Origin of the sequence: Pseudoalteromonas rubra (assembly GCF_005886805.2) — a bacterium.
Taxonomy (GTDB): Bacteria; Pseudomonadota; Gammaproteobacteria; order Enterobacterales; family Alteromonadaceae; genus Pseudoalteromonas; species Pseudoalteromonas rubra_D.
On sequence record NZ_CP045429.1, the window covers coordinates 1268223 to 1292732 of the forward strand.

Genomic DNA, 24510 nt, shown 5'->3' on the forward strand with positions numbered 1-24510 from the left:
GGATAGTCGCATGATGAGCACGCCAATCATCTTCGCTAAACACCGTCAGGGTACGGTGGCGGCGGAAAATCGCCTTTTTTCGCCACAGGATCTGGTTGTACTGGATTTCAGCGGATTTGAAACCACGCCTTTTCTTAATCAGGAATTGGGGCTGAACCTCAATAAACTGATGGCACCCGGACTGGGTGTACAAGGACTGTTGGTTGGCGGTCAGTCTTTTGCCGTGTATTACTTCAGCGAAACAGCCTACCGTTTTGTGCTGAGTGAAAGCGCTGCTCAGGCCCTTTCTGCGCTGGTAAGTAAACATGACAGTGACTACGATATTGAACTGGTACGTCGCAGCGACCTGGCGATTGCTCAACTGAGTGGTCAGGCAGCGCTTGAGACGGTGCTGAACAGTTTTTCGCTGACGCCGGGTCTGCAAATTTCAGATGAACTGGCCTGCTATGGTAAACAAAGTGGCGATGTGTTTGTGACCACTTTAGTACAGCAGGGTCAGCAGCACTATCAGCTGATTGCAAATCAGGAATCTTTGAGCCTGTGGCAGGCTCGACTGGTTGAGCAGGGTTTTGCTCATTCAGACGAACACGCCCCAAATTAACCCCAATCGCCAGTGTTGCGCTGGTGAACACAATCTGGACCTTGCCGGATGTGTGATGACAATAAGTGAAGAAAGAGTATGACTTCTAAAACAGTACTGCATGCCAAGCATCTAGAAGCTGGCGCGAAAATGGTCGATTTCCACGGCTGGGAAATGCCAATCAATTATGGCTCACAAATCGAAGAGCACAACGCTGTGCGTGAAGACGCAGGCATGTTTGATGTATCTCACATGACAATCGTTGATGTGAAAGGCGCAGGTGCACAGGCGTTCTTGCGTAAGCTGGTTGCTAACGATGTGGCAAAGCTCAAAGTAGCGGGTAAAGCACTTTACACTGGCATGCTGAACGAGCAGGGCGGCGTGATTGATGATTTGATCATCTACTTCTTCACTGAAACTGAATACCGCCTGGTTGTAAACTCTGCTACACGCGAAAAAGACTTAGCGCACATGAACGGTGTTGCAGCTGACTTTGATGTGGCGCTCACTGAGCGTCCAGAGTACGCGATGATTGCGGTACAGGGTCCAAATGCCAAAGCAAAAACAGCGACCATTCTGAGCGATGCGCAAAATGCAGCAGTAGAAGGCATGAAGCCTTTCTTTGGTGTACAAGCCGAAGAGCTGTTCATTGCGACCACGGGCTACACAGGTGAAGACGGCTACGAAATCGTTGTACACAACGATGATGCTGCGCAACTGTGGCAAAAATTATTAGATGCGGGCGTCCGTCCGGCTGGCCTAGGTGCACGTGATACGCTACGTTTAGAAGCAGGCATGAACCTTTATGGCTCAGATATGGATGAAAGCGTTTCTCCATTGGCTGCTAACATGGCATGGACCATTGCCTGGGAGCCGGCAGAGCGTGACTTTATCGGTCGTAAGGTGATAGAGCAGCAACGTGCAGACAAGAGCACTGATAAGCTGGTTGGCCTGGTACTTGAGAGCAAAGGCGTTCTGCGCGGCGGCTCTAAAGTTATCGTAGAAGGTGGCGAAGGTGTTATCACTTCTGGTACATTCTCGCCGACGTTAGGCTTTAGCGTAGCTTTGGCCCGTGTACCTCGCTCTACGGGTGACACAGCTCAGGTTGAAATGCGCAAAAAGCTGGTAGACGTTAAAGTGGTTAAACCTTGCTTTGTACGCAATGGTAAGTCGGTTCTGTAACGAACAGAGCATTAAAGAATAACGGGCGATGGCCCACATAAATCGACCAAAGGAACAAAAAAATGAGCAACATTCCTAGCGAGTTAAAGTACGCAACGTCACACGAGTGGGTTCGCGCTGAAGGCGACGGCACTTACACAGTAGGTATCACTGAGCATGCACAGGAACTTCTGGGTGACATGGTATTCGTAGACCTACCTGACGTGGGTGACGAAGTTGACGCTGGTGAAGACTGCGCGGTTGCTGAGTCTGTAAAAGCAGCTTCTGACATCTACGCGCCAATCGGCGGTGAGATTGTTGCTGTTAACGAAGAGCTGGAAGACTCTCCTGAATCAGTAAACAACGACCCTTACGGTGACGGCTGGTTGTTCCGTGTTAAAGCGTCTGACGAAAGCGAGCTTGAAAACCTGCTTGACGCAGAAGGCTACGAAGCCAACATCGACGAAGACTAATTCGTTGTAGATACCATAAAAGCCCCCTGCGTGGGGCTTTTATAGTTGCGCCCAGTGTGGGGCGTGGCAACACCGTTAAACTCTGTGACTGTTACCAAGGTAATTTCGTCGTTCCGGAAGGCTAAGCCAATCTCCGGCCGGTCGAACAACAGTGACACCCCCATTTTTACTTGGATCATAGGAATCTGGACACATGTCAAACGCCAAATCTCTTGAACAACTAGAGCAAAAGCAAGACTTTATTCGTCGCCACATTGGCCCGAGCCCGGCTCAGGTGAGTGACATGCTTGCTGCGCTTGGAGTATCGAGTGTTGAAGAGCTGATCGGTCAGACAGTACCTAGCTCAATTTTGTTAGAGCAAGGCCTGCAAATTGGTGAAAGCCGTACCGAAGTAGAAACGCTGAGCTACCTGAAATCTGTAGCAAGCAAAAACAAGGTCTTCAAATCTTACATCGGTCAGGGTTACCACCCGACACACGTGCCAAACGTTATCTTGCGTAACGTACTGGAAAACCCAGGTTGGTATACTGCGTATACGCCATATCAGCCAGAGATTGCACAAGGCCGCCTTGAGTCTTTGCTTAACTTCCAGACTATGACCATGGACATCACCGGCCTTGACCTGGCCAGTGCGTCATTGCTTGACGAATCAACCGCAGCAGCCGAAGCCATGGCGCTGGCTAAGCGTGTTTCTAAAGCGAAAAAAGCAAACCTGTTCTTCATTGCTGAAGACGTACACACACAAACCATCGACGTAGTCACAACCCGTGCCGAGCAGTTTGGTTTTGAAGTGATCGTTGGCCCTGCAAGCGATGCGGCAAATCACGAGATCTTCGGTGCCCTGTTCCAGTATCCAACTACGTCAGGTGAAGTGGTTGACATCACGGACATCATCGCACAAGTACAAAGCAAAAAAGCGATTGCCTGTGTGGCCGCTGACATCATGAGCTTAATGCTGCTGAAAGCACCAGGTAAACTGGGTGCAGACGTGGTGCTGGGTTCTGCACAGCGCTTTGGTGTACCTATGGGTTACGGTGGTCCACACGCTGCTTTCTTCGCAACACGCGATGCATACAAGCGTTCACTGCCAGGTCGTATTATTGGTGTATCAAAAGACCGTTTAGGCAACGATGCGCTACGTATGGCAATGCAAACACGCGAGCAGCACATCCGCCGCGAAAAAGCCAACTCAAACATTTGTACAGCGCAGGTACTTCTGGCCAACATGGCTGCATTCTATGCGGTGTACCACGGTCCTCAGGGCCTGAAAACCATTGCTGAGCGCATTAACCGTTTCGCCAGCATTCTGGCAACTGGCCTGAAAGCCAAAGGCGTAGCACTGAAGCACGACACCTGGTTTGACACCATCACCGTGGTTGCTAACGATGCTGACAAAGACGCGGTAGTCGCGCGCGCCGTTGCAAACGAAGTGAACTTTGCCATCAACCACGCTGGCGAGTACTCAATTGCACTGAACGAAACCACCACACGTGCTGACATCGCTGAACTGTTCAACATCATCCTGGGCGAAGGCCATGGCTTAGATGTAGCTGCACTGGACAGTGAAGTTGCTGCAAATGGCATTACTGGTATTCCGGCGAGCCTGGTACGTGATGACGAAGTACTGACACACGACAACTTCAACAGTTACCACAGCGAAACTGAGATGCTGCGTTACATCAAGCGTCTTGAGAACAAAGATTTGGCACTGAACCACTCTATGATCTCTCTGGGTTCTTGTACCATGAAGCTGAATGCGACCGCTGAGATGATCCCGGTCACCTGGCCTGAGTTCGCTGAACTACACCCATTCTGCCCGCTAGAACAGGCACAGGGTTATCAGGTAATGATGACTGAGCTGCACGACTGGCTGGTTAACATCACAGGTTACGATGCAGTGTCACTGCAACCTAACTCAGGTGCTCAGGGTGAATACGCGGGTCTGATCGCTATTCGTAAATACCACGAGTCACGTGGCGAAGGTCACCGTAACGTGTGTCTGATCCCAAGCTCTGCACACGGTACTAACCCGGCGTCGGCGCAAATGGCCAGCATGAAAGTGGTTGTGGTTGGCTGTGACAGCGACGGCAACATCGACCTGGACGACCTGCGTGCGAAAGCAGAAGACGTATCTGAGAACCTGTCTTGTATCATGGTTACTTACCCGTCTACCCACGGTGTATACGAAGAAGCTATCCGCGAAGTGTGTGAGATCGTTCACCAGCACGGCGGCCAGGTTTATATGGACGGCGCGAACATGAATGCACAGGTTGGCGTAACCAGCCCGGGTTCAATCGGTTCTGACGTATCGCACCTGAATCTGCACAAAACATTCTGTATCCCGCACGGTGGTGGTGGCCCGGGTGTTGGTCCTATCGGTGTTAAATCACACCTGGCACCATTCATGCCTAACCACAGCGTGATCAAAGTAGCTGGCACCAACGAAGGTAACGGCGCAGTTTCTGCGGCACCTTACGGCTCAGCAGCTATCCTGCCAATCTCTTGGGCGTACATTGCCATGATGGGCAGCGAAGGTCTGAAGCAGGCCACTGAAATGGCCATCGTGAACGCGAACTATCTGACAGAGAAGCTAAGCAAGCACTACCCGGTACTCTACCGTGGCCGCAACGACCGTGTTGCCCACGAATGTATTATCGACCTGCGTCCGCTTAAAGAAAGCTCAGGCATCACTGAAATGGACGTGGCTAAGCGTCTGATGGACTATGGTTTCCACGCACCGACTATGTCATTCCCGGTTGCTGGCACGCTGATGATCGAGCCAACGGAGTCTGAGTCTAAGGTAGAAATCGACCGCTTCATCGAAGCCATGATCTCTATCCGTGCGGAAATCGCCAAAGTAGAAAACGGCGAATGGTCAGTAGAAAACAACCCACTGGTGTTCGCACCACACACCCAGGCAGACGTACTGGGCAACGAGTGGGATCGCGCCTACGACCGCTTCTACGCAGCCTTCCCGGTCGCATCAGTAGCAAAAGACAAGTTCTGGCCAACGGTAACCCGTATCGACGACGTATACGGCGACCGTAACCTTATTTGTTCTTGCCCAGCTGTAGAGACTTATGCTGAGTAATGAATTGTAGGTCGGGCTAATCCCCGACTTAGATTTGTGAAAACCGCCTTAAGAGATTAAGGCGGTTTTTTATTGTCTGTTATTTGATTCGCTGTGGGAGGTGAGAAATTGGACTTACCACTCCTTGGCCTCCTTGCTGGATAATATGCGTGTAAATCTGAGTTGTCCGGACGTCACTATGGCCAAGTTGAGTTTGTATTGTTCTTTTACCAGCGCCATTTTGCAGCAGATGTGTCGCAAAAGAGGGCCGTAATGTATGCGGTGTTACCTGCTTAGTGATCCCAGCTAAATACGCTGCTTTTTAACTGCTCTTTGAACTTGCTTCTCATCAATGTGGTGCCGTCTGAGTTGTTTTGTTTCTGGGTCAACACTTAGCTTGTGAGAAGGAAATATATACTGCCACATCAACTGCTTTTCGTGACCATTGTATTTGTGCCTTAGTCTGTGGGGTAACCATACGCCACAGTACTGAGGATTTTGTAGGTCAAGTTACAGATAATTTTCTACTTGGAGGATTTGGCTTCTTAGTAGGGGAATTAACTCTTTAGCGAGCGTCACAACTCTGTTTTTACCGCCTTTACCGTCCCATACTCGAAGACAGAGATAATCAAAATCGATACCTTTAACCCGAAGCCTTTAGGCCACTGCCATAAAGTAAGGCGCAAGACAGGTAATGACGAGTGCTACACATTGTGAGTAATGAACTAACCTCTTCTTTTGTCAATACAACAGGTAACTTACGAGGACGTTGGCTTTTGATAAAGTTTAGTCGTAAAGACAATGGCATTTTGAGTATCTCTTTATACAAAAAACATAAGGCGTTTAATGCCTGCGCTTGTGTGCCTTGAGCAACATTTTGTTCATTTACCAGGTGGTTAAGAAATAGTTCAACTTCTTTATCCCCCATAGTTGTAGGGTGTCGCATATTGTTAAAGCGAATAAATGCAGCAGTCCATTTTAGGTACGCTTCAATGGTGCGTTTGGCATAACGTCGCAGGTACATCTGCTCTTGCAGCATGAGTAGAAAAGGTGATTTCATGAGCGTTCCATTTGGTAAGGTTGATACTGGATGTATAGACAGTGTTTTGGCTGTTGTCCAATAACATTATTACGTGCCGTTTTGTCCGATTTTCACACAAGTGTGTTTTTGCAGGTTGCAACCGATTGTTTACTTTGAGTTTGTTCCATGGGACTATGAGGGTATGTAATACAGCCCGTTTTGTCGGTTTATATTCCGACATTTTGGGGTAGAATAAATTGTTAGCAAGCAATGGAGAGTTCGGTGTTAAAGAAAGTAGGTAATGGGTTCATTACATTAATAGGTTTTATTATTATATTGAAATATTTAGTCGGTTTCTTTGGGTGGGAATTGAATTTTAATGTGGAAGCAGTTCAAAAAGTTGAAATTTCCCAGACGCAACTATCTTATTTTCCAGATTCTAGTATTGAGGGAGTGTTAAACGGCTTTATGGCTGAACAACACGAAAAGGAGTGGTTAGCTAAAACAGCTAAGAAGTATAACGTAACACCTCAACAGCTATCAGATTCTTTAACTATTAATTATCTACAAAAAGAAGATGAAAATTGGACGGTTGAAGTCATATCATCTATCTCAGGCAAAGGAAAATCCAGTGTGGCTAAAGAGGTAAAGCTCAACCTAACGAATTATGTTAGTCGTGTAGTCCAGCATGCTAACAAACCAAAGCACTAGGACGTATTTTTGAGCGCTTTTTACTGTTGTTTTGGTGAGTGATTAAGTTGTAATCTTCTGTTTTATTTATCAAATACGCCTGTGTTTGGGGCGTTATATATACAAAATCACTATTGGAGTTAAACCTAAATGGATGCAGAAACTTTATCTTCATATGAATTGTTATCAGACTTATGCAAGCAAGGAATTATTGGTTGGCCAATAGACTTTGAGCTATCTTCTTTATCAGAAGTTGCTGCAGATGAAGAGTTGTCTTCTTGGGGACTTATCGCTAATTGGAAAACAGAGAACGATAAATTCATTAAATTTGGCCAAGATGGCTCAGGTTCTTCATACTTACTATGGCAATATGCCGAGGATTTTCCACCAGCAGTTGTCTTTTTAGGCTCTGAGGGTGAAACATATAATGTTGCTCCAACATTAAGCTTTTACATGCGATATTTAGCTTCAGGTTGTGATTTTGGCTACGGAGAATGGTTTGAACCTGAGCCAGAGTTAGACCCTGATGCAATAGACAGAAACCTACTCTCTTCAAAAATATCAACTGTGTTACCTCAAATTACTGAGCATGCGAATGAACTTAATCAAAAATCATTAATGGCCATTCCTTCGTTTGAAAGTTGGGTAAAAAGTAAAACGTGATTATCAGCGTTTGTATATATAACAAGGTGCTCAAACGGACACAAAAGTTTGGCTTGTGCTCGTTCCTCGCTAATTTTAAGCCAAACTTTTCTGCCGCATAGCACGGCGTTATATAACACTCGGGAATCGGAGAAATGAGTAAAATATTACTAATAATCGGTATAGCTCTAGTAGTTGCTGGTGCGCTGATGTTTATTGCTGATTTCTTACCAGTTGATTTCTTAAAACAGAGCTCAGAAGAAAGTTATCTAAAAATTGAAGATAGTAAATCATTTTCTCTAATAAGTTTCAGGTTGTATTTTCTTGTTGTGGGTATTGTCTGTTTGGTGGCTTATAAATTTAAAAATGTAATCGGTTTTTAATGTGTTATATAAGAAATTAATTAAACCGTGGACGCAAAAGTTAGAAGTTTTGAGAGACACCCACCGATATCTGTACCTTTTCTGTGGAGGGAAGCCGCAACTTCGAATGGGTGTCTTCAATTATTACTCTTTTGGGTGGGAGTGTCCGGAAACCCCTTATGTGCCTCAATGGATAGTGAAAAAAGCATTCACTTTACCCATGACAGGCGCACCATTACCTGTGTTAGATTAACTTGTAGAATATGCACATATGTGTCTTTGGTTTTTTTATTTCCATGGCACAGTGTGTCACTAGAGGGGAAGTGGGCAGCTGGGAAGTCCATATTATTCGTTAATATAGTAGGTACTTGTTTGAAAAAAATTGAAAAATTTACTTTGTTATTGTTCGTGTTATTGCTTGTCCAGCTTTATCCGCTTCTTAGATTTGATGTAATGCTAAACTCTGAATATGAAAGCCTTGCGATACAGATTGGTTTGTGGATAGCTATTTCTGCAATGCTCACTTTTGTGTTTTTTTTCATAAAGTCACTCAGAAAATCCTACGCAAAGATCAAATATGATGTTGATAAAAGGTCTTTATTTGCGCTTTTTTTGTCGGGCTATCTCTGATTAGCCTGAATATTGCAAATTTTTTGGGCATCACTTTCCCATACGGTTATGCAAGGTTGTTTGGTGAAGTAGAGGTAGTTGAATTGAGGGCTACAATAAAGTTTTGAGAGACACCCACCGATATCTGTACCTTTTCTGTGGAGGGAAGCTGCAACTTCGAATGGGTGTCTTTAATTATTACTCGGTGTCTTTAATAGAAGTTTTGAGAGACACCCACCGATATCTGTACCTTTTCTGTGGAGGGAAGCCGCAACTTCGAATGGGTGTCTTTAATTATTACTCTTTTGGGTGGGAGTGTCCGGAAACCCCTTATGTGCCTCAATGGATAGTGAAAAAAGCATTCACTTTACCCATGACAGGCGCACCATTACCTGTGTTAGATTAACTTGTAGAATATGCACATATGTGTCTTTGGTTTTTTTATTTCCATGGCACAGTGTGTCACTAGAGGGGAAGTGGGCAGCTGGGAAGTCCATATTATTCGTTAATATAGTAGGTACTTGTTTGAAAAAAATTGAAAAATTTACTTTGTTATTGTTCGTGTTATTGCTTGTCCAGCTTTATCCGCTTCTTAGATTTGATGTAATGCTAAACTCTGAATATGAAAGCCTTGCGATACAGATTGGTTTGTGGATAGCTATTTCTGCAATGCTCACTTTTGTGTTTTTTTTCATAAAGTCACTCAGAAAATCCTACGCAAAGATCAAATATGATGTTGATAAAAGGTCTTTATTTGCGCTTTTTTTGTCGGGCTATCTCTGATTAGCCTGAATATTGCAAATTTTTTGGGCATCACTTTCCCATACGGTTATGCAAGGTTGTTTGGTGAAGTAGAGGTAGTTGAATTGAGGGCTACAAAACGACTTGACTACAGTTCAAGTAAAGGAAGAAGAAAATACAATGTTGATATATTAGATAGTCAAGAAAACTATTCGCAGCTTACTTTTCCTATATCAGAAGAAGCTTATAACAGGCTTTCTTATGATTTCTCTGTTAGTGCCAAAGTTCATAAAAGTACAGTCGCAATAGCAGTAAGTAATCTATCTTTTTAGCTTTTTATAATTAACACCAACAATACCATCAAAGCCTAGACGCATATAGGTTGGGTCCAATCAGCTGCGCCCTGAAGCGATGATCAAAGTGAAAGTACTCGATAAAACGGCAGAGCTAGGTGGGTGAATTTTGGGGAATTTTGGGAGACTCCCACCGATATCTGTACCTTTTCTGTGGAGAGAAGTCACAACTTTGAATGGGTGTCTTTAATTTTCACTTAGTAATCTGTCTTTTTAGCTTTTTACAATTAGCATTAACAATACCATCAAAGCCTGGACGTATATAGATTGGGTCCAATCAGCTGCGCCCTGAAGCGATGATCAAAGTGAAAGTACTCGATAAAACGGCTGGGCTGGGTGTGCCTGAATATCAGAGGAAGCAGCTGAAATCCCGGTGTTACCGGAAACTATCTGGGGTTGGTCAGCAAGGCCTTAAGCTAGCATACAGTGGCATTTGTTAAAGCTGGCTCAGTTTCGCTTCGCCACACCATTTAGCCAAGTATTATTAGCTTCCCTTTTTGGAATGTTATGCTATTTAAAAGGGGGAGATGTTAGATATAATCGAAATATTAAAGGTGAATGTATGTATAAGCAATTTAATGCGGTGGTATTCATTCTGAGCTTGGCTTTGTCGTTTAATTCGTACTCCTGGGATAAAATTGTTTCGGGAAAGGTTTTACGTATCTCGGTAAATAGTCCTGCAAGCTCGAAAAGAAATGTGATGGTCAAGCTGGAGGGGGGAGATTCTATGTGTAGCTTGTCTAGCAACAACGATACGGCCTATATCAATAAGAGTGAAGCACCTGACACTTATGATGTGTTTGTAAGTATGCTTTTAACAGCAAAAGCAACTAGCACTGGAGTAAAGCTGTATATCGATAAGGGACAAGAAGGCTGTCAAATACATAGCCTCGATTTGCTGTAAGTTTTGTAGCAAGAACACATGAAAGACACCCACCGAGATTTATAAATTTTTCCCGAGGGGAAGTCCCATGTGGAATTGATGTCCTTGGCTTTTTTGGCGGCTTCGGGGTAAGAGGTGAAGTATTACTTAAGGTCGGCTTTGCTGTCGGAGATAGCGCGGATATCCAACATGAGCCAGCCCCCTTAGGGAATTTCAATCTGGAATGGGTGTCTTTGATTTTTTATTTTTTGGATTTTACGTTTATGGTTTTTAGAGTAAAAGAGCCCAATTGATGGGCTCTTTTATTTTAACCTTAATTTAATAGGTTGCTAATCACTGGTATTAGGTAGGCTAAATCGTGCCTGCCTTGTAACTCTGAATCTAGCTTAGACATGTCAGAAGCATTAAATTCGTAATCGTGTGTACGGCTATTTACATGATGAATTCTGTCGAACGGAGAAGCCGCCTCAAGCTTTTGAAGTGTTTCAGAATGACTTGCTCCTTTAAGCCTGTTTAGGTCAGTCCCATACACGGCCGGATCAATGTCTAGAGCACTAAAAGTAGGAATAAAATTCGGCTCTTGACAATTATGGCATCTAGCATAGGCTGGATGGGAAGGCGTCGCCTCTAATATATTGTTATTTATCGTATTCAACATACTTCGGGTAAGGCCAATATTAGTGCCGGGAGCACTGTTTACATACTGATAATAAGGAAACTCATTCAATTTTGTGTCTTCTTTTACATGCTTATCGTTGCCGAAAGGTCGATCTACACGTGTGTAAGACTTGAATAGACTCTCGTTTCGATTGCCATTAGGTGTGTTTTCCTTAAAAGTAAAATCAGCAGCTTCTAATTCGCCGGGATTCCCCGAATGTGGTGCAACAATAAATTTTGATGCATTCCAGTTTGAAGGTGTATTATAGCTGTTTACAAGAGATGTATTAGTAAATACAACTTTGCGTATATCGTTAGGGAGGGGCATCGAGTTTAACTCTCTTAATAAAGTTGAGCGATAGCTCCCATTTTTATCAACAATATGGTTTATCAATAGTTGCTTAGATGAGGTGGAATGTATATTTTCGTATGATACTTGCACCATCGAACGTATATCACGTATTGCTCGCTTGGCTTCGCTAGTTAGTTCAGACAACTCAAGGAAGAAAAGTGGTGTATAATCTAGAGCTGAAGTGAGAAAATCAAAAGTCGATAGGCTAATTACACCAATACTACCGAAATCATCGAGCATTGAGTCAATAAATAAAGGTAATCTTTGATAAGCTAGTGGTATGTTTGCTCCCTTAAGTGGGGAATCTATGGTAACCCATGTTCTAATGTTGGTTTCGATACCATATTTGTGCGCATAACCGATGGCATATTTAGATACTACACCACCCAAGCTTGTACCAAGTACTGAAATGCTTGGTTTATGGTTATTGGTTTGATTGGCTTCGTTTATCATTTCAATACCTTGTAGCACCGTGAAGGCATTGAGCTGTATATGGTCACCTGAGCCAAACCTTTTACCTTGTTCATATTCATAGGCAAAAAGAAAAATATCAGAGTTTGGATATCTTGCTTTAATTTCTGACGGACTAGCACCCATAAAAGCATTTCTAAATACTAGGTCTAGATCTTGGTAAATAGCTTCTGAGTTATTGTTAACTGCAAGCAGTGCGCCAGGATAAGGTGCTACTACAATTATTGGTTGATCATAAGCTTGAGCACCAGAGTCATTGGTATACAGTTTTAGCTGCATTGAGCCTCGTTTACCAGCATAGGATCTGGTAGAAGACAAAATACAGCCATTTGCGTTTAGAGCATAGTTAATATTATAGCAAGATTGAGGTAAGCTGGTTTTTGAGCTATTAAATAGTGCGAATGCATCCGCACTAGCTAAAAAAGCTGCCATGCTTAATAAAGCAAGTTTTAATTTGTAAAACACAAAATATCCTTTTGTTTATGATTGTTTAGATAAGCCAATAAAAATTGAATTTCATCTGATATTTATAAAAATTCAACAGTTTTGAAACTGGAAATTATAAAGTACCTAGTTTAAGTCAGTCTTGTACCTTGATCAAGAGCATGAGTTGGCGTCATGCTTGTCCTAGTTTTTGGAGAGGTCTAGGAGGTTACAAAAAGTTACATTAGGGCCCCTTGTATTCACAATTAAATTTCAAAAAAGTCACAATAACATCCTCCTTAAAAGATAAAACGTACCGATCCTGCTATTGGAGCGTAAAGTTTAGGATAGATACAGGATCGAGTCTTCCAGATGGATATGCTAAGCGCTATATGGATACCCTTCAAAAACTTGGTATGCAGATGATACGTTGTCTATCTTTAGAACATGCTCAATGGACTGAGGATGCTAGATTATGCCAACGGCAAGAAAAAGGCAGGTTAGCCTATCAGATACTAAATATTACCACTGCATATCCCGGTGTGTTCGCCGGGCATTTCTATGCGGAAAAGACCGTCTCACGGGCAAGTCATATGAACATCGGAGAGATTGGGTTGAGGAAAAACTGCTGACCCTTGCTAAGGTGTTTTGCATCGATGTATGTGGCTACGCGGTTATGAGTAATCACACGCATATTGTATTGTATTGTATGTTGATGATAAAAAAGCGCAAAGGATATCAGACAAAGCAATCGTTCTTCGCTGGCATAAACTGTTTAAAGGCAACTGGCTGACGCACAAATTCATAAATGGAGATCAGCTGAGTGCATCCGAGTACAGTATGCTGGCAGCTGATATTGCTGAATTCAGACTCCGGCTTGCGAGCATCAGCTGGTTTATGCGGGTGCTTAATGAAGACATTGCCCGCAGGGCTAACAAAGAAGATGGTTGTACAGGTCGATTTTGGGAAGGGCGATTCAAGTCGCAGGCTTTGCTGGATGAAGCGGCATTGGCAGCGTGCCTGGCTTACGTTGACCTGAACCCAGTCAGAGCCAAAATGGCAGAGACACCGGAAACGTCAGACTACACCAGCGTTAAACAGCGTATTGAGCACGCACAGCAAGGAAAGCAACCCAAAAGCCTATTGCGTTTTGCAGGTAATCCAAGAAAGTACATGCCCAAAGGGCTGCCGTTTGAGCTGACCTATTACATTCAACTGGTAGAGTTAACAGGTCGATGCATGCGTGCAGATAAGCGAGGTTATATCTGCGATAGTCAGCCACTGTTGGCGAGGTTACAAATAGAGCCGGATAACTGGCTCAAACTAACTACGCAGTTCACGAAGGTCTTTCATGGCGCGGTAGGGCGAGAGCAAGCGATGACAAATTACTGTGAGCATCTTCATAAAAGGCGTCGAGCCAATCTGACACAGTGTGAGCGGTTACTGGGTTAATGCTTTTTTTCAGTATTAGTTTGAATTCTCTAAATTCAGGTTTGGTGCGCTTTTGTACAGCCGGGCTCTGGCTATTTTTCCGTGGGGCGAGTTTAAATTTATGACACTCATTGCTACTGGCTAATAAGTATGGAATTCAATCGTCTAGTATCGTCAATTTAGAACATACCATGGTATCAAGCTCGAATGGGCTGTAATATATGGCTATGATCCAAGCCATGGGCATCGCAGAGTGTTTTTTAATCAAAAAACTCATCAGGATAAGCTGGTTTGGGGCTATTGTTGATTCGGAGTATATCTTGAAACCTTTATTAAACTTAGTTCAACTTCATTGGCTTTCATTCACAGCCTTAATAGCTTTGCTAATTACAGGTTTGTCTTTATATCCAGTAGATAGCCTTCCTGCGGTTCCTGGTACAGACAAAACTCATCATTTTATTGCTTATGGTGCTTTGGCATTTCCAGTTGCGTTAGCGAGACCTGAAAGGTGGTCGCTGTTTATAACAGGTTTTTTAGTTTATAGTGGAGTTATTGAGTTAGTTCAGCCTTATGTTAATCGCTATGGAGAATGGCTCGATTTAGGCGCTAATGGTTTAGGACTATTGGTGGGTGTTTTATTAGCTTCTTTTTCTAGGTCAATTTTCTTAAAAGAAAAATTTTTATAGATATCTAGCACCATTTTTTCATTTCCAAGTATAACACATAGGCTTTAGCGTAGGTGATGAGATGAACGTTTCTAAACTCGGCTGTTTTTTTAAGGTATTGGATGTATGAAGACACTGCTTTTGTACATAAGTCTGCTCTCAGTAATTTTCATATTATTAATAAAGTCAATGTATTATTGGCCAGAAAGTAAAATTAAGCATTTTACTTTTGTTTTTACTTATTCTGATCAATTTGTTGAAGCTATGCGTGCCACAGAGGACGCCGGGTATGTTTCTATCCAATGGCATGACAAATCCCAACAGCGTGATGAAAGCTCAATGGCCTGGGAAGCTGGCGAACCCAAATATAAAAAAGTGGTTAAGCCAGATTTGAGTAAAATTATTGGGCCATATAAAGAAACCGGTTTACAATCACTCTGGCTTCAATACTACCAGGGGGCCTGGTTAATTAGGAAAGCGTTTTCATACAAAGATGAAAATGGAACAGGCGAAGGCATTTATGCTTTTGGTACAGTAAACCCCAAAGATGTGTGTTTGCCAAACACCCAATGTGTGGAGCACCTTTTTGGACAGTGGCATGTGATAAAGAATTAGCAAATCACAGGCTTCCAATCAAACACACCTTGTTTCAATATCAACTCAATGACAAACTCTGGCGGGTCAATTTTTTTATACTCGGATTGCACAAGTGGCAGAAAATTGAAGAGACACTTCGGCTAAAACAATATAGACTTCCGGCGCACAGATTTAAGTAGGGTATACCAACGTAACCATTCCGAATTGCCTAAATATTAATCTGTTAATTTGTGCCTTATATTTAGGTGTTGGCTTTCTTTCAGAGTTTTGAGATAACTTAATGATCCGCTGTATTTTTATTTTTTCTTTGATAATTTTCAGTTCAGCTTCTTCTGCTGGCAAAAGAGAATCTGCTGACTTAATGTTGAAAAGCTTGGCGGCCAAGGCCTGTGAAAAGTCAGGCACAGATTGTGAAATAATAAAAAGGCGCTGCCCTCAGATGGTTCCAATGCCAAATACCTGTATTGTTATGGAGTATTTTGACTTGGAAGTGGCAAAAGAGCGGTGCGGTGCTGATACATATATGACATGTTATCAAGACAATATTCGCTTTAAGGGAAAAGCCCTTCATGAGTTTACGCTTCCCAATCAAGGTAAACCGATTCTAAAAAGAGCCTTCAAAGAGTGTGGTTCTGTTGGTTATTATGAGGTCAAATCAAGTCAGCTAAAGAATATCGAGTGGGCGATTATCGGTGTTATGAATAGTGTGATGGAACAAGCAGAGCTTTACCCACCAACTTATCAAGATAGTAAAGTGTTTTTTGATTGCTTAAGTGTTGTCAAATAGCCTTATAAAACACCAATTAATTAGTATTTAAAGGTTTCTAGTGGCTTAACCCTTGTTTCATAACATAAGTCTCTTGAAGTGTCGGGGTTCACTTATCACTTAAAAGCGTCAGAGCTAGCCTGGTTGCAAAGCAAAAAGTCATTGAGTGGTCGATATGATTTTTCATCCAGCCCATTGAGTTGGACAGATCCCAAATGCAGGCTCTGCTGGTTAACAATATGTGTCTGTACTTACGTTCTCTGTACATCGTGTGAGACTCATTGCACGGTAAAAGCGTTCAGCGAGTGCCACTTCTGCAATTTATGATTTAATCAGAGCCTTTTCTTTCCCGAAATTTACAGTGCATAAGATAGTTGCAGTACATAAGAGATGCATAAGTAAGTGAAGAGATAAGTAAGTGAAGAGACACCCACCCCTATTTGCAAATGCGAACAGCTGGCAGTTTCACTTTAGTAAGTATAAGTAAAGAGACACCCACCCCTAGTTGTTATAAAACACCAATTAATTAGTATTTAAAGGTTTCTAGTGGCTTAACCCTTGTTTCATAACATAAGTCTCTTGAAGTGTCGGGGTTCACTTATCACTTAAAAGCGTCAGAGCTAGCCTGGTTGCAAAGCAAAAAGTCATTGAGTGGTCGATATGATTTTTCATCCAGCCCATTGAGTTGGACAGATCCCAAATGCAGGCTCTGCTGGTTAACAATATGTGTCTGTACTTACGTTCTCTGTACATCGTGTGAGACTCATTGCACGGTAAAAGCGTTCAGCGAGTGCCACTTCTGCAATTTATGATTTAATCAGAGCCTTTTCTTTCCCGAAATTTACAGTGCATAAGATAGTTGCAGTACATAAGAGATGCATAAGTAAGTGAAGAGATAAGTAAGTGAAGAGACATCCACCCCTATTTGCAAATGCGAACAGCTGGCAGTTTCACTTTAGAAATGTATGAAGCACTGTCCTCTCTAGACAAAGCTATTTTTGAATAGAGAAATAAAGAGTTTGAAAATTGTTCTATCCTTACTAACTGAGTATCAGTGTGTTGTGGGGTAGTCCATGAAAAGCTCCTTAAAAGTTAAGCTGTTAACACCAATGTCTGCAATGTTAGCTATGTTTGCTATTGTCGTACTTGCAATGTTGTTTACTTTGCATACGCTTGAATCTCAATTTGTTGAGCTTAAAGATAAGAATATACATGCGGCCAACCAGGGGCGGTTGGCGCTATCGCTGTTTAAAACACAAGTGCAAGAATGGAAAAATGTACTGATCCGCTCTAAATCAGTCCAAGAGCGAAATAAATATTGGCAGCGTTTTTTAAACTCAGAAAATGAAGTGAAAAGGGTACTCGAGAACATTGGGCAGTCAAAACAGCACTCTATGGCGGTTAAAACACTTATCTCTAAAATATTAAAAGACTATAGTGATGCGACAGGAAAATACAAAGCTGGCTATGATATTTTTCTGTCTTCTGATTTAAATATAGAAAAGGCTGATCAACACGTTAAAGGCATAGACAGGGCCTTGAGCGAATCACTGGTAGAGCTTGTTCTGAAAATAGATGAAAGTGTGGATGATAATTTTGAAAGTTTAAAAGATTTTTCATCACGCACTAGTTTTACAGTAAGTTTGATCAGTATGTTGACCGCAATTATTGGGGTTGCGTTTGTTCTGCTATATATTCAAAAAATAATTGTCAGGCCGATTGGCGATCTCAATGAAGTATTAAAAGCGATTGCGGAAGGGGATTACACAAAGAACATTTCGCATTCATCAAGTGATGAGATAGGAGAGTTGGTTCAGAGTGCGCGATATATGCAAGAAAAGTTATCTGACAGTGTTGGGCTCATTAATTTAGTCAACCATGAAGTGAGTACTGCTTTTGCTAAGCTATCAGAAATTTCCGATGAAATTGGTCATAGCTCAGTATCGCAAAGCAAAATAGTCGATAGTTTAAACCAGGCTACTGCACGCTTATCCACCATCGCCGAGCAGAATAAAATGGACTCAAAACAAGCGTTCGATTCTTTTAAATCAACAAGCGAAGCGACAGCACAATGTGCAGCTTCTTTGGACTTAGCCGATAAAGATATGGGCGAGTTGGTTGGTGAAATGCAAGCAATTGCAGGTAATATTGAGCAGTTAGAAAGCCGGTCTTCTGAAATTGTTAATGTGTTACAGGTTATTCAAAATATTGCAGAGCAAACCAACTTATTGGCGCTCAATGCCGCAATAGAAGCCGCTAGGGCTGGTGAACAAGGGCGAGGGTTCGCGGTGGTTGCCGATGAGGTGAGAAGCCTTGCAACACGAACCCAAAATTCAACACTTGAAATAAAAGACATTATCGACGGCACTTTGCTAAGTTCTAAACAAGCGGTGGCCTCGATACAATCAGGTCTATCTAAAACAACGCAAACCGCGCAATCAGTTGCACAGGTGAGCAGTGTGTTGGGTCAAACCTCGACTTCGTTTGATAGCCTGATCACGGTGACCCATTCAGTAGATGATAATGCGGTGCACCAACAAGATATTTCGCAAAGTATTGTTGAAGACGTTGCGCAAATGCTGGTGATTTCTGAAACGCTAGAAAAAATGGCACAAAGCGATGAGGTCTCTGTCGCAGTGAACAAAGCTTCTGTCGATTTGCAGTCATTGGTTGAGCGGCTGTCAACCAATAAAGGTGACGTGAGTTTGTTTTAATGATGGAACCAGTCGAGTCTCATAGGCCAGGTCTCCCAGCATGCCATTTAACAGCACATATTCGCGATATATCCGACGTATCCACTTCACTGTTATAAAATAACTTCTTCTGAGCCTGACATCTTTGCCTGGTTCTGTACTGCTAGTGCGAGGGAGCACTGGAAATCTGAATGTTTCAAAGTGCTTAGTATCAATATCGGGGCAGTTTTTTCTGAGCACTTCGTGTAGGATTGTGAAATAACGCATAATGTGGCTATTTTTTCTTTTGACGAAAATGAATTCGCTCAGGCTATACCGTGATTTTTTATCAAATTGATTTTCATTAAGTATCGGAGAACCTTAAGACCACGGCGTAATTTCAAAAACCGACAACTGTAGCTTTATGAAATATTTTAGAAAAATGATTGAGCAGTATATTCCTGTCACTGATGACGAATGGGGGGATGCTTGCGGAATGTTTGATATCAAAAGTGTTAAAAAAGGAACGACGGTTCACCATGCAGGTGATGTGTTTAGTGAAATATGGTTTATAAAAAGCGGTTTAGCCAGATCATATTTGATTGATATGAATGGCAAGGAGCACACCTGGCAACTCTATTTTCGCGGGAAAAGTAAACATGGTTTGAATCACTTTATGGACGATAGTGTTAGCTTCTACGAAAAAACAGGCTCAATGCTTAACTTTGAAACCCTTGAAGATTCGGTCTTTTACGTAACGTCTCTGAATAAGCTTGATAAGTTCATATCACAAGAGAAAAAGTGGGAGCTTTTAACCAGAATATGGATACATAACACCTATTATTCTGCCACATACAAACGTGTTCTTTCTCTCATGTCAGAGACTGCTGCCCAAAGATACGCGCGCTTACTTGAAGAGTACCCTTTTATATTTAATCAAGTTAAGTCATATCATATCGCCTCTTACCTGGGGGTTGCTCCCCAGACTTTGAGCAAATTAAAAAATGAATCTAGGTGAATGAATTCACGTATTTCGTTGTTTACCATGTGCTTTTTACTGGAGACTAACAATGAATACCTTTCAAAGATGTAAAAAACAACCTGAACAAAGTACTTCGCTTTACATTGCCAGGTGTGTATGCCGCACTGTTAATACTGCCGCTGAATATATGCAAGGAGTGAGGTGATGGAGCTTACACAAACAGGTGCACAACTTATATTTATTGGAATTGCCTTTTTTCTCATTGGTTTAATACAAGGTGCATTGATACCTGCTGTAAAAAATTCCCGGATGGCGCTTTCTGGTCACTTGACGGCTGTTCAATGTGGTATGGCAGTGGCCCTTTTTGGTGTTATCTGGTCACTCGTGGAGCTGTCTTTATTTTTGGAATTGCTTGCAGCCTATGGCTCCGTATTTGGGTTCATGCTTATCTGGCTGGGAATAACCATTGCGTCAGTAACCGGTGCAAGTCAAGTGCTTCCGATCGCGGGTGCTGGATTCACAGCTAATATTACAGCTGAACTCGTTGTTATGATGACGGTACGTATTGGATCACTCCTTTCACTAATCGGGTGTACGGTACTGGTTTTTGGACTACTGCCAATACTGGGGTAGAGTTATTGCAGGACTTTTTCAAGACACCCATGCTAACATTGGGCGATATTCACATTAGTTTGTGATGGGGGTCAGGTCTGTAATATGCACCTGGCCTATGAGCAAATTAGTGTCTTCTCTCCATATTGAGATATGCATTGTTGAAAACTGACTTGCATTCATGACAGCAAAATAAATCAAAGACACCCAATCGAACAGATGATTCAAAGATCTCTTTCTTTGTGCAGACACCCAGTGTAATTAGGTCTTTGTAATGGGAGTGATTATGCGGGAGTAATGTGAATCGGATCTGCATATCAAGTGAATGTAAGTATGCCATTAGTTCAGATGGTTTCCCTGCTCACTGTGTCCACTATTTTGTTCAAAAGCATACTATTTCTATGCATTTTCTGAGTATCAAAAATGTTGGATGCTTGCTGTCGATACAAGTAGTTAGTTAAGAGCTGCAGCGACTTAGCTTACTAGGATATTTAAATGTACCTGTCTAGTCATCTCGTGATACAGTCCCAGTTTATTAAACAAAAAATAACCGGATGCATCATTCTGAGTCGTGATTGTTGCCAAAAAAGAAGTTGCACTTGCAAACACACAGCCTTCGGGCTTCGGTAGCAGCGTTCAGCCTTATGTGTCGGTATATGTTGCTCAATTGGATTAAGGAAATATGAAAAAGAAACTACTCGTACTGTTTACTTGTATGCTGGCTAGTACAAGTGCATTTGGTAAATATATTACTCATTTAAACTCTAGTGGTGTAGAGATTACACGATTTTTTACTCATGAAAATGGGGCTGTCAGCTTGTATATATCGGGTGCTGTAGACAATCTGGATGAATGTACGTCAACATTTAGAGTTTATATCCCTCACGATCTTCCTGGAAAAAATATAATGGTTTCTAGCGCATTAGCAGCATTTGCATCCGGTAAAAAAGTTGGTTTTCATGGTTCTGGTTGCCGTACCACTTCTTTTTGGGGGGGAACACAAGACGTGCCGATCGTAAATAATATGTGGATCATAAAGTGAGGATATCGCAAGTCATACATGATGAGCCATACAGACACCTGATAGTATGAGCCTTCAACGCTGGCGCAGTCAGAGCTTAGAACCTTCGGAGAAGCTCTGACTCCGCCACTCTTATCTGCTTGCGGTTGGTGTGTCGAATAGTGCTTGTTGCTGGTACGATGAGTTGTTACTCTCAAAGTCATTAATCATAATGAGAGGCAACATCATGCAGGAATTTTTCGAGAAGTTTGCAATTAAGACCAAGATCAACGTTGTATGGGGTGAAATGGATGCGCTGGGACATGTCAACAACGTGTCGTACTTTCGTTATTTTGAAACCGCACGGATCGATTTTTTAAAGCAAACAGGACTACTTTCTATCTTATCAGAACCCACCCATAGTCCTGTATTGCGCGATACTTATGCCCAATACAAACGACCAGTTACTTTTCCGGATACCCTCTATATTGGTTCGTATATTACCGACATTAAAGAAGATCGTTTCACCATGCGCTATGAAGCGTTTAGTGAGTCACAGCAGGCGATATGCACAACGGGGTATGCGAATGTGGTGATGTTTAATATGAAAACAGGGCAAAAATCTCCAATACCAGAGAATATGTTGTCGATACTTAAGCAGTACGAGATGGAAGGTGAGTAACAGAACCGGGTTGTTGTTGGCTAAGCCTGTTTTTGTTCAATTCTGCTAACTGGATCCGGTTAACGTTTTCACTTGGGGCTTATTTATGAGCCGCTCTTTTAGCTACGGGTTTGTTGGTGCTTTTGAAATGGTGAGCGGGCAGCGCCCGCTGTAATTGGCAGCTGCCTTGTCCAAATATTGTTAATGATTCTGACTGTTCTCGTATTCCCTCGTCACCGCTTTTTGATGGCAAATGATGTATGATCAATTTACTATTCTTAGGATAAAAGTGTTGTCTGGTTCGTCTAATGGCAGAGTAATATAGCCCTTAAAGCGAAGCGTAATAATCAAAAAATTCCTGAAGGCGCATGCCGTTAACAATGTAGATAAGATTATGTATAGCAAGCAATATAAAACGCTCTTTACATCGCTCAATAGCCGGAAGAGGCCTGAAGATATAGCGCAGGTGATACTAGAATTGCCCGAGCTGCAATTAACTCAAGAAACGATGAGTAAGCTTAAGCTGGCCGCTGAGGGCGCATTGTCAAATAATCAATTTGGTTACTCATCAATGTCCGATGAGTTTTTCAATCCCATAGGATGTGAAAAGCAATTGAATAAAGGTAAAGAGCTATTTCCGTCCGTGGTGTTTGAACCTGATAATGGAGCACTGCCGCAGCATGCAGATACACTGATTGAACAAGCTTGCCCTTTATTAGGGGGAGCGCCATCCAAGTTAGACTTTAAACATGACAGACTAAACAAGCTTGAAAGAAAAGCGGCAAATCTGGATATATCTAAACGACAGTACAATAAAAAATTCAGATATTTGCGCAGACTTCAAGCAAAAAGAGCTCGCCTTGCCAGGGAGCTTAAAAAAAGAGAGTTTACGCTGATAAGCAAATCTGGACTGGCCTTTACAATTGATGAACACCACTTTTTCGATGACGCTTTGACGGCAGCATTTATCGCTTACTACGTGGCCAGATGCAATTTAAGAAGTGAATATACAACCGATAAACAGCAAAGACCTTACGATGAAATAGCACATCAGCTATTTCAGGATTGTATGCGAGCCAACTCTACAAATTGGTGGGCAATAAGCCATGTTTATCCCGCGCCATTTGTGCTTAGTAAGTTAACCGACGAACAGAAAGGAAAGATGCTGGGTACCTGGTATTCAGTGCTGTGTGAATTAGCGGAATTTTTGAAGGAGCTTTGGGGCAAATCTGACATTTCCAGAAAGACAATGATCGTAAAACGCGGAAATGACTCAACGACATGGAACAACACCGCAGGTGCATGGAATAAAGTGCGCGATGCCTGGTTCAGATTTCTTTTTGATTTGGGTATGCAAGATATTGTTGATGTCTTATGCCCTGGAAAAGTACTGAGATTGATGGCTGCGGATGTTGTTGCATGGCACCACCATGAAGAAGGGACACTTGAAGTGGATACCAAAATCTGGAATGAAGTGCCGTTGCCCTGGGAGGTTCTATCTGGAGAGGCTGAATGTAGTAGGCACTTCGTGGAGCGTGTGTGTCGTCGCTATGGCGTTGATCCGGTGCATAAAGGTTGGACTGCACCACCACCTGATATTCAAGTCGCCAAGTTTAGATTAACGCCGGAACTTGTTCATGGTGTTACAGTCTCAAACCCGGGTCTGGCAAAAGTATTAAAGAAGGCTGGTGTTTTTTCAGGAAAACCTGTAAAAAACTAACCTGACAGTCTCCGAGGTAGCTCAGTGGTAGAGCGCCCGGCTCTTTTTCCGGGTGGACGTAGGTTCGAGCCCTGCCCTCGGAGCCAAATTTCACACAAAGCCTGTTGAGCATCCTGCTTCACAACCCATTTCACTAAAAATTAATCAAAGACATTTAGTCGAGTGAATTTATCGTCAGGATAGATTCATGTTGTTAGGTTTACAACTTGTGAGATTGGGTTTCTGGTTAGCATTGTCTGGCGGCTGGGTATCCAGCGCAAGTAATGGGAGCAGGGGAGCAGTAATGCAAATAATTAAAGTTATAGCATTAATCACTATGACTCTAATTTCTGGCTTTATTCATAGTTCGACTAGAGATCTATCGCCGGAAGAGAAAGCGTCTCTGGACATTAAACAGCTGGCTAAAGCCGTTGAGTATTATCACCAGGAATTTGGCAGATATCCTACCGATGAACAAGGTTTAAGCGTATTAAACCGGGAAATATTTGTAAGTAAAGATTGCCCCTGTAAAAAAGTAAAACTCCTTAATGGGTTGCCAGAAGATCCTTGGGGGAGAGACTATTTATATCTTATGCCTGGAGAAAACAATTCGGAAGGATTCGATATATGGACAAACGGAGCGGATGGGCTTTCTGGTGGAACAGGCATAAACAGGGGATGCGGAAACTGGGATGACCTCAAGTGCGAGTTAACCGAACAAAATGACACTCTGGAGGCTGTTTTTCTTCTCCTGACCATTGGCTTTGGGGTTGGTTTGCCGCCATACATTGCTGGTGTATACCTATCTTACAGAAAAGGGAATTCAATCAATAGCTCCCTATTTGGTTATCACTTGGGTGTGCTATTTTACTTGGTGTTCGTGTTGCTCCTGAGTGTGATTTTACCAAGTGCACTTTAATGATAGAGAAGCGCAGCC

19 protein-coding genes, 1 tRNA gene and 2 pseudogenes are annotated in these 24510 nt (G+C 42.6%); 20 read left to right on the forward strand and 2 right to left on the reverse strand.

Going from position 1 to position 24510, the window contains the following annotated elements; translation table 11 throughout:
- Window positions 1-10: 10 nt before the first annotated feature.
- The 4 genes from CWC22_RS05370 to gcvP all read left to right on the forward strand — a co-directional run bounded on the left by CWC22_RS05370 (window position 11) and on the right by gcvP (window position 5305).
- Entirely contained in the window at window positions 11-601 is a 591-nt protein-coding gene (locus CWC22_RS05370; RefSeq protein WP_125561974.1) for a hypothetical protein, read from the forward strand.
- Window positions 602-679: 78 nt separating this feature from the next.
- Window positions 680-1762, forward strand: a complete 1083-nt coding sequence (gcvT, locus tag CWC22_RS05375) for a glycine cleavage system aminomethyltransferase GcvT (protein WP_138538877.1) — start codon at window positions 680-682, stop codon at window positions 1760-1762.
- Between the two features lie 62 nt (window positions 1763-1824).
- Window positions 1825-2214: a glycine cleavage system protein GcvH gene (gcvH, locus tag CWC22_RS05380; protein WP_010385245.1), complete on the forward strand. Its 390-nt coding sequence runs from the start codon at window positions 1825-1827 to the stop codon at window positions 2212-2214.
- Window positions 2215-2407: 193 nt separating this feature from the next.
- Window positions 2408-5305, forward strand: coding sequence for an aminomethyl-transferring glycine dehydrogenase (gene gcvP / locus CWC22_RS05385; RefSeq protein ID WP_138538876.1), 2898 nt, complete (start codon window positions 2408-2410; stop codon window positions 5303-5305).
- Between the two features lie 79 nt (window positions 5306-5384).
- Here the strand turns inward: gcvP and CWC22_RS05390 are convergent.
- Window positions 5385-6344 (reverse strand): annotated as a pseudogene (locus CWC22_RS05390) (integron integrase).
- A 243-nt stretch (window positions 6345-6587) separates the two neighbouring features.
- On the opposite strand from CWC22_RS05390, the gene CWC22_RS05395 reads away from it, so the two are divergent.
- The 4 genes from CWC22_RS05395 to CWC22_RS05410 all read left to right on the forward strand — a co-directional run bounded on the left by CWC22_RS05395 (window position 6588) and on the right by CWC22_RS05410 (window position 10606).
- Window positions 6588-7016 carry a hypothetical protein gene (locus CWC22_RS05395; protein ID WP_138538875.1) on the forward strand — a complete coding sequence of 143 codons (429 nt, stop codon included), beginning with the start codon at window positions 6588-6590 and terminating at the stop codon, window positions 7014-7016.
- 129 nt (window positions 7017-7145) lie between these two features.
- On the forward strand, window positions 7146-7658 hold the full coding sequence (locus CWC22_RS05400) for a hypothetical protein (RefSeq protein WP_138538874.1): 513 nt from the start codon (window positions 7146-7148) through the stop codon (window positions 7656-7658).
- Window positions 7659-7792: 134 nt separating this feature from the next.
- The gene (locus CWC22_RS05405) at window positions 7793-8020 is read left to right on the forward strand and encodes a hypothetical protein (protein ID WP_138538873.1); all 228 of its coding nucleotides are present in this window, start codon (window positions 7793-7795) and stop codon (window positions 8018-8020) included.
- A gap of 2244 nt (window positions 8021-10264) precedes the next feature.
- Window positions 10265-10606, forward strand: a complete 342-nt coding sequence (locus CWC22_RS05410; protein WP_138539858.1) for a hypothetical protein — start codon at window positions 10265-10267, stop codon at window positions 10604-10606.
- Between the two features lie 292 nt (window positions 10607-10898).
- Here CWC22_RS05410 and CWC22_RS05415 read toward each other — a convergent pair whose 3' ends face one another.
- Window positions 10899-12530, reverse strand: a complete 1632-nt coding sequence (locus CWC22_RS05415; RefSeq protein ID WP_138539857.1) for a hypothetical protein — start codon at window positions 12528-12530, stop codon at window positions 10899-10901.
- A gap of 433 nt (window positions 12531-12963) precedes the next feature.
- Here CWC22_RS05415 and CWC22_RS05420 point away from each other — a divergent pair.
- From CWC22_RS05420 to CWC22_RS05475, 12 genes and pseudogenes are all read left to right on the forward strand, one after another.
- Window positions 12964-13940 (forward strand): annotated as a pseudogene (locus CWC22_RS05420) (transposase).
- A gap of 200 nt (window positions 13941-14140) precedes the next feature.
- Entirely contained in the window at window positions 14141-14605 is a 465-nt protein-coding gene (locus tag CWC22_RS05425; protein ID WP_230090623.1) for a VanZ family protein, read from the forward strand.
- Window positions 14606-14710: 105 nt separating this feature from the next.
- The gene (locus tag CWC22_RS05430) at window positions 14711-15199 is read left to right on the forward strand and encodes a hypothetical protein (protein ID WP_138539856.1); all 489 of its coding nucleotides are present in this window, start codon (window positions 14711-14713) and stop codon (window positions 15197-15199) included.
- 262 nt (window positions 15200-15461) lie between these two features.
- Window positions 15462-15968, forward strand: a complete 507-nt coding sequence (locus CWC22_RS05435) for a hypothetical protein (RefSeq protein ID WP_138539855.1) — start codon at window positions 15462-15464, stop codon at window positions 15966-15968.
- A 1052-nt stretch (window positions 15969-17020) separates the two neighbouring features.
- A complete protein-coding gene (locus tag CWC22_RS05440; protein WP_125561937.1) occupies window positions 17021-18661 on the forward strand; it encodes a methyl-accepting chemotaxis protein in 1641 nt (546 codons plus the stop codon).
- 382 nt (window positions 18662-19043) lie between these two features.
- On the forward strand, window positions 19044-19637 hold the full coding sequence (locus CWC22_RS05445) for a Crp/Fnr family transcriptional regulator (RefSeq protein WP_138539455.1): 594 nt from the start codon (window positions 19044-19046) through the stop codon (window positions 19635-19637).
- A 168-nt stretch (window positions 19638-19805) separates the two neighbouring features.
- Window positions 19806-20234, forward strand: a complete 429-nt coding sequence (locus tag CWC22_RS05450) for a hydrogenase (RefSeq protein WP_230090624.1) — start codon at window positions 19806-19808, stop codon at window positions 20232-20234.
- Window positions 20235-20895: 661 nt separating this feature from the next.
- Window positions 20896-21255: a hypothetical protein gene (locus tag CWC22_RS05455; RefSeq protein WP_138539454.1), complete on the forward strand. Its 360-nt coding sequence runs from the start codon at window positions 20896-20898 to the stop codon at window positions 21253-21255.
- Between the two features lie 205 nt (window positions 21256-21460).
- On the forward strand, window positions 21461-21895 hold the full coding sequence (locus tag CWC22_RS05460) for an acyl-CoA thioesterase (RefSeq protein WP_125561929.1): 435 nt from the start codon (window positions 21461-21463) through the stop codon (window positions 21893-21895).
- 373 nt (window positions 21896-22268) lie between these two features.
- Window positions 22269-23594 carry a hypothetical protein gene (locus CWC22_RS05465; RefSeq protein ID WP_138539453.1) on the forward strand — a complete coding sequence of 442 codons (1326 nt, stop codon included), beginning with the start codon at window positions 22269-22271 and terminating at the stop codon, window positions 23592-23594.
- A 10-nt stretch (window positions 23595-23604) separates the two neighbouring features.
- Window positions 23605-23680, forward strand: a tRNA-OTHER gene (locus CWC22_RS05470).
- Between the two features lie 101 nt (window positions 23681-23781).
- A complete protein-coding gene (locus CWC22_RS05475) occupies window positions 23782-24492 on the forward strand; it encodes a type II secretion system protein GspG (RefSeq protein WP_138539452.1) in 711 nt (236 codons plus the stop codon).
- Window positions 24493-24510 lie beyond the last annotated feature (18 nt).

What these genes read in the sequence shown, in the direction of transcription:
- CWC22_RS05410 (WP_138539858.1), top strand. Translation starts at nt 10,265, where the DNA reads ATGTATAAGCAATTTAATGCGGTGGTATTCATTCTGAGCTTGGCTTTG.
- CWC22_RS05405 (WP_138538873.1), top strand. Translation starts at nt 7,793, where the DNA reads ATGAGTAAAATATTACTAATAATCGGTATAGCTCTAGTAGTTGCTGGT.
- CWC22_RS05460 (WP_125561929.1), top strand. Translation starts at nt 21,461, where the DNA reads ATGCAGGAATTTTTCGAGAAGTTTGCAATTAAGACCAAGATCAACGTT.
- gcvT (WP_138538877.1), top strand. Translation starts at nt 680, where the DNA reads ATGACTTCTAAAACAGTACTGCATGCCAAGCATCTAGAAGCTGGCGCG.
- CWC22_RS05370 (WP_125561974.1), top strand. Translation starts at nt 11, where the DNA reads ATGATGAGCACGCCAATCATCTTCGCTAAACACCGTCAGGGTACGGTG.
- CWC22_RS05425 (WP_230090623.1), top strand. Translation starts at nt 14,141, where the DNA reads ATGGCTATGATCCAAGCCATGGGCATCGCAGAGTGTTTTTTAATCAAA.
- CWC22_RS05435 (WP_138539855.1), top strand. Translation starts at nt 15,462, where the DNA reads ATGATCCGCTGTATTTTTATTTTTTCTTTGATAATTTTCAGTTCAGCT.
- CWC22_RS05455 (WP_138539454.1), top strand. Translation starts at nt 20,896, where the DNA reads ATGAAAAAGAAACTACTCGTACTGTTTACTTGTATGCTGGCTAGTACA.
- CWC22_RS05445 (WP_138539455.1), top strand. Translation starts at nt 19,044, where the DNA reads ATGAAATATTTTAGAAAAATGATTGAGCAGTATATTCCTGTCACTGAT.
- CWC22_RS05430 (WP_138539856.1), top strand. Translation starts at nt 14,711, where the DNA reads ATGAAGACACTGCTTTTGTACATAAGTCTGCTCTCAGTAATTTTCATA.
- CWC22_RS05400 (WP_138538874.1), top strand. Translation starts at nt 7,146, where the DNA reads ATGGATGCAGAAACTTTATCTTCATATGAATTGTTATCAGACTTATGC.
- CWC22_RS05465 (WP_138539453.1), top strand. Translation starts at nt 22,269, where the DNA reads ATGTATAGCAAGCAATATAAAACGCTCTTTACATCGCTCAATAGCCGG.
- CWC22_RS05475 (WP_138539452.1), top strand. Translation starts at nt 23,782, where the DNA reads ATGTTGTTAGGTTTACAACTTGTGAGATTGGGTTTCTGGTTAGCATTG.
- CWC22_RS05450 (WP_230090624.1), top strand. Translation starts at nt 19,806, where the DNA reads ATGGAGCTTACACAAACAGGTGCACAACTTATATTTATTGGAATTGCC.
- CWC22_RS05440 (WP_125561937.1), top strand. Translation starts at nt 17,021, where the DNA reads ATGAAAAGCTCCTTAAAAGTTAAGCTGTTAACACCAATGTCTGCAATG.
- gcvP (WP_138538876.1), top strand. Translation starts at nt 2,408, where the DNA reads ATGTCAAACGCCAAATCTCTTGAACAACTAGAGCAAAAGCAAGACTTT.
- gcvH (WP_010385245.1), top strand. Translation starts at nt 1,825, where the DNA reads ATGAGCAACATTCCTAGCGAGTTAAAGTACGCAACGTCACACGAGTGG.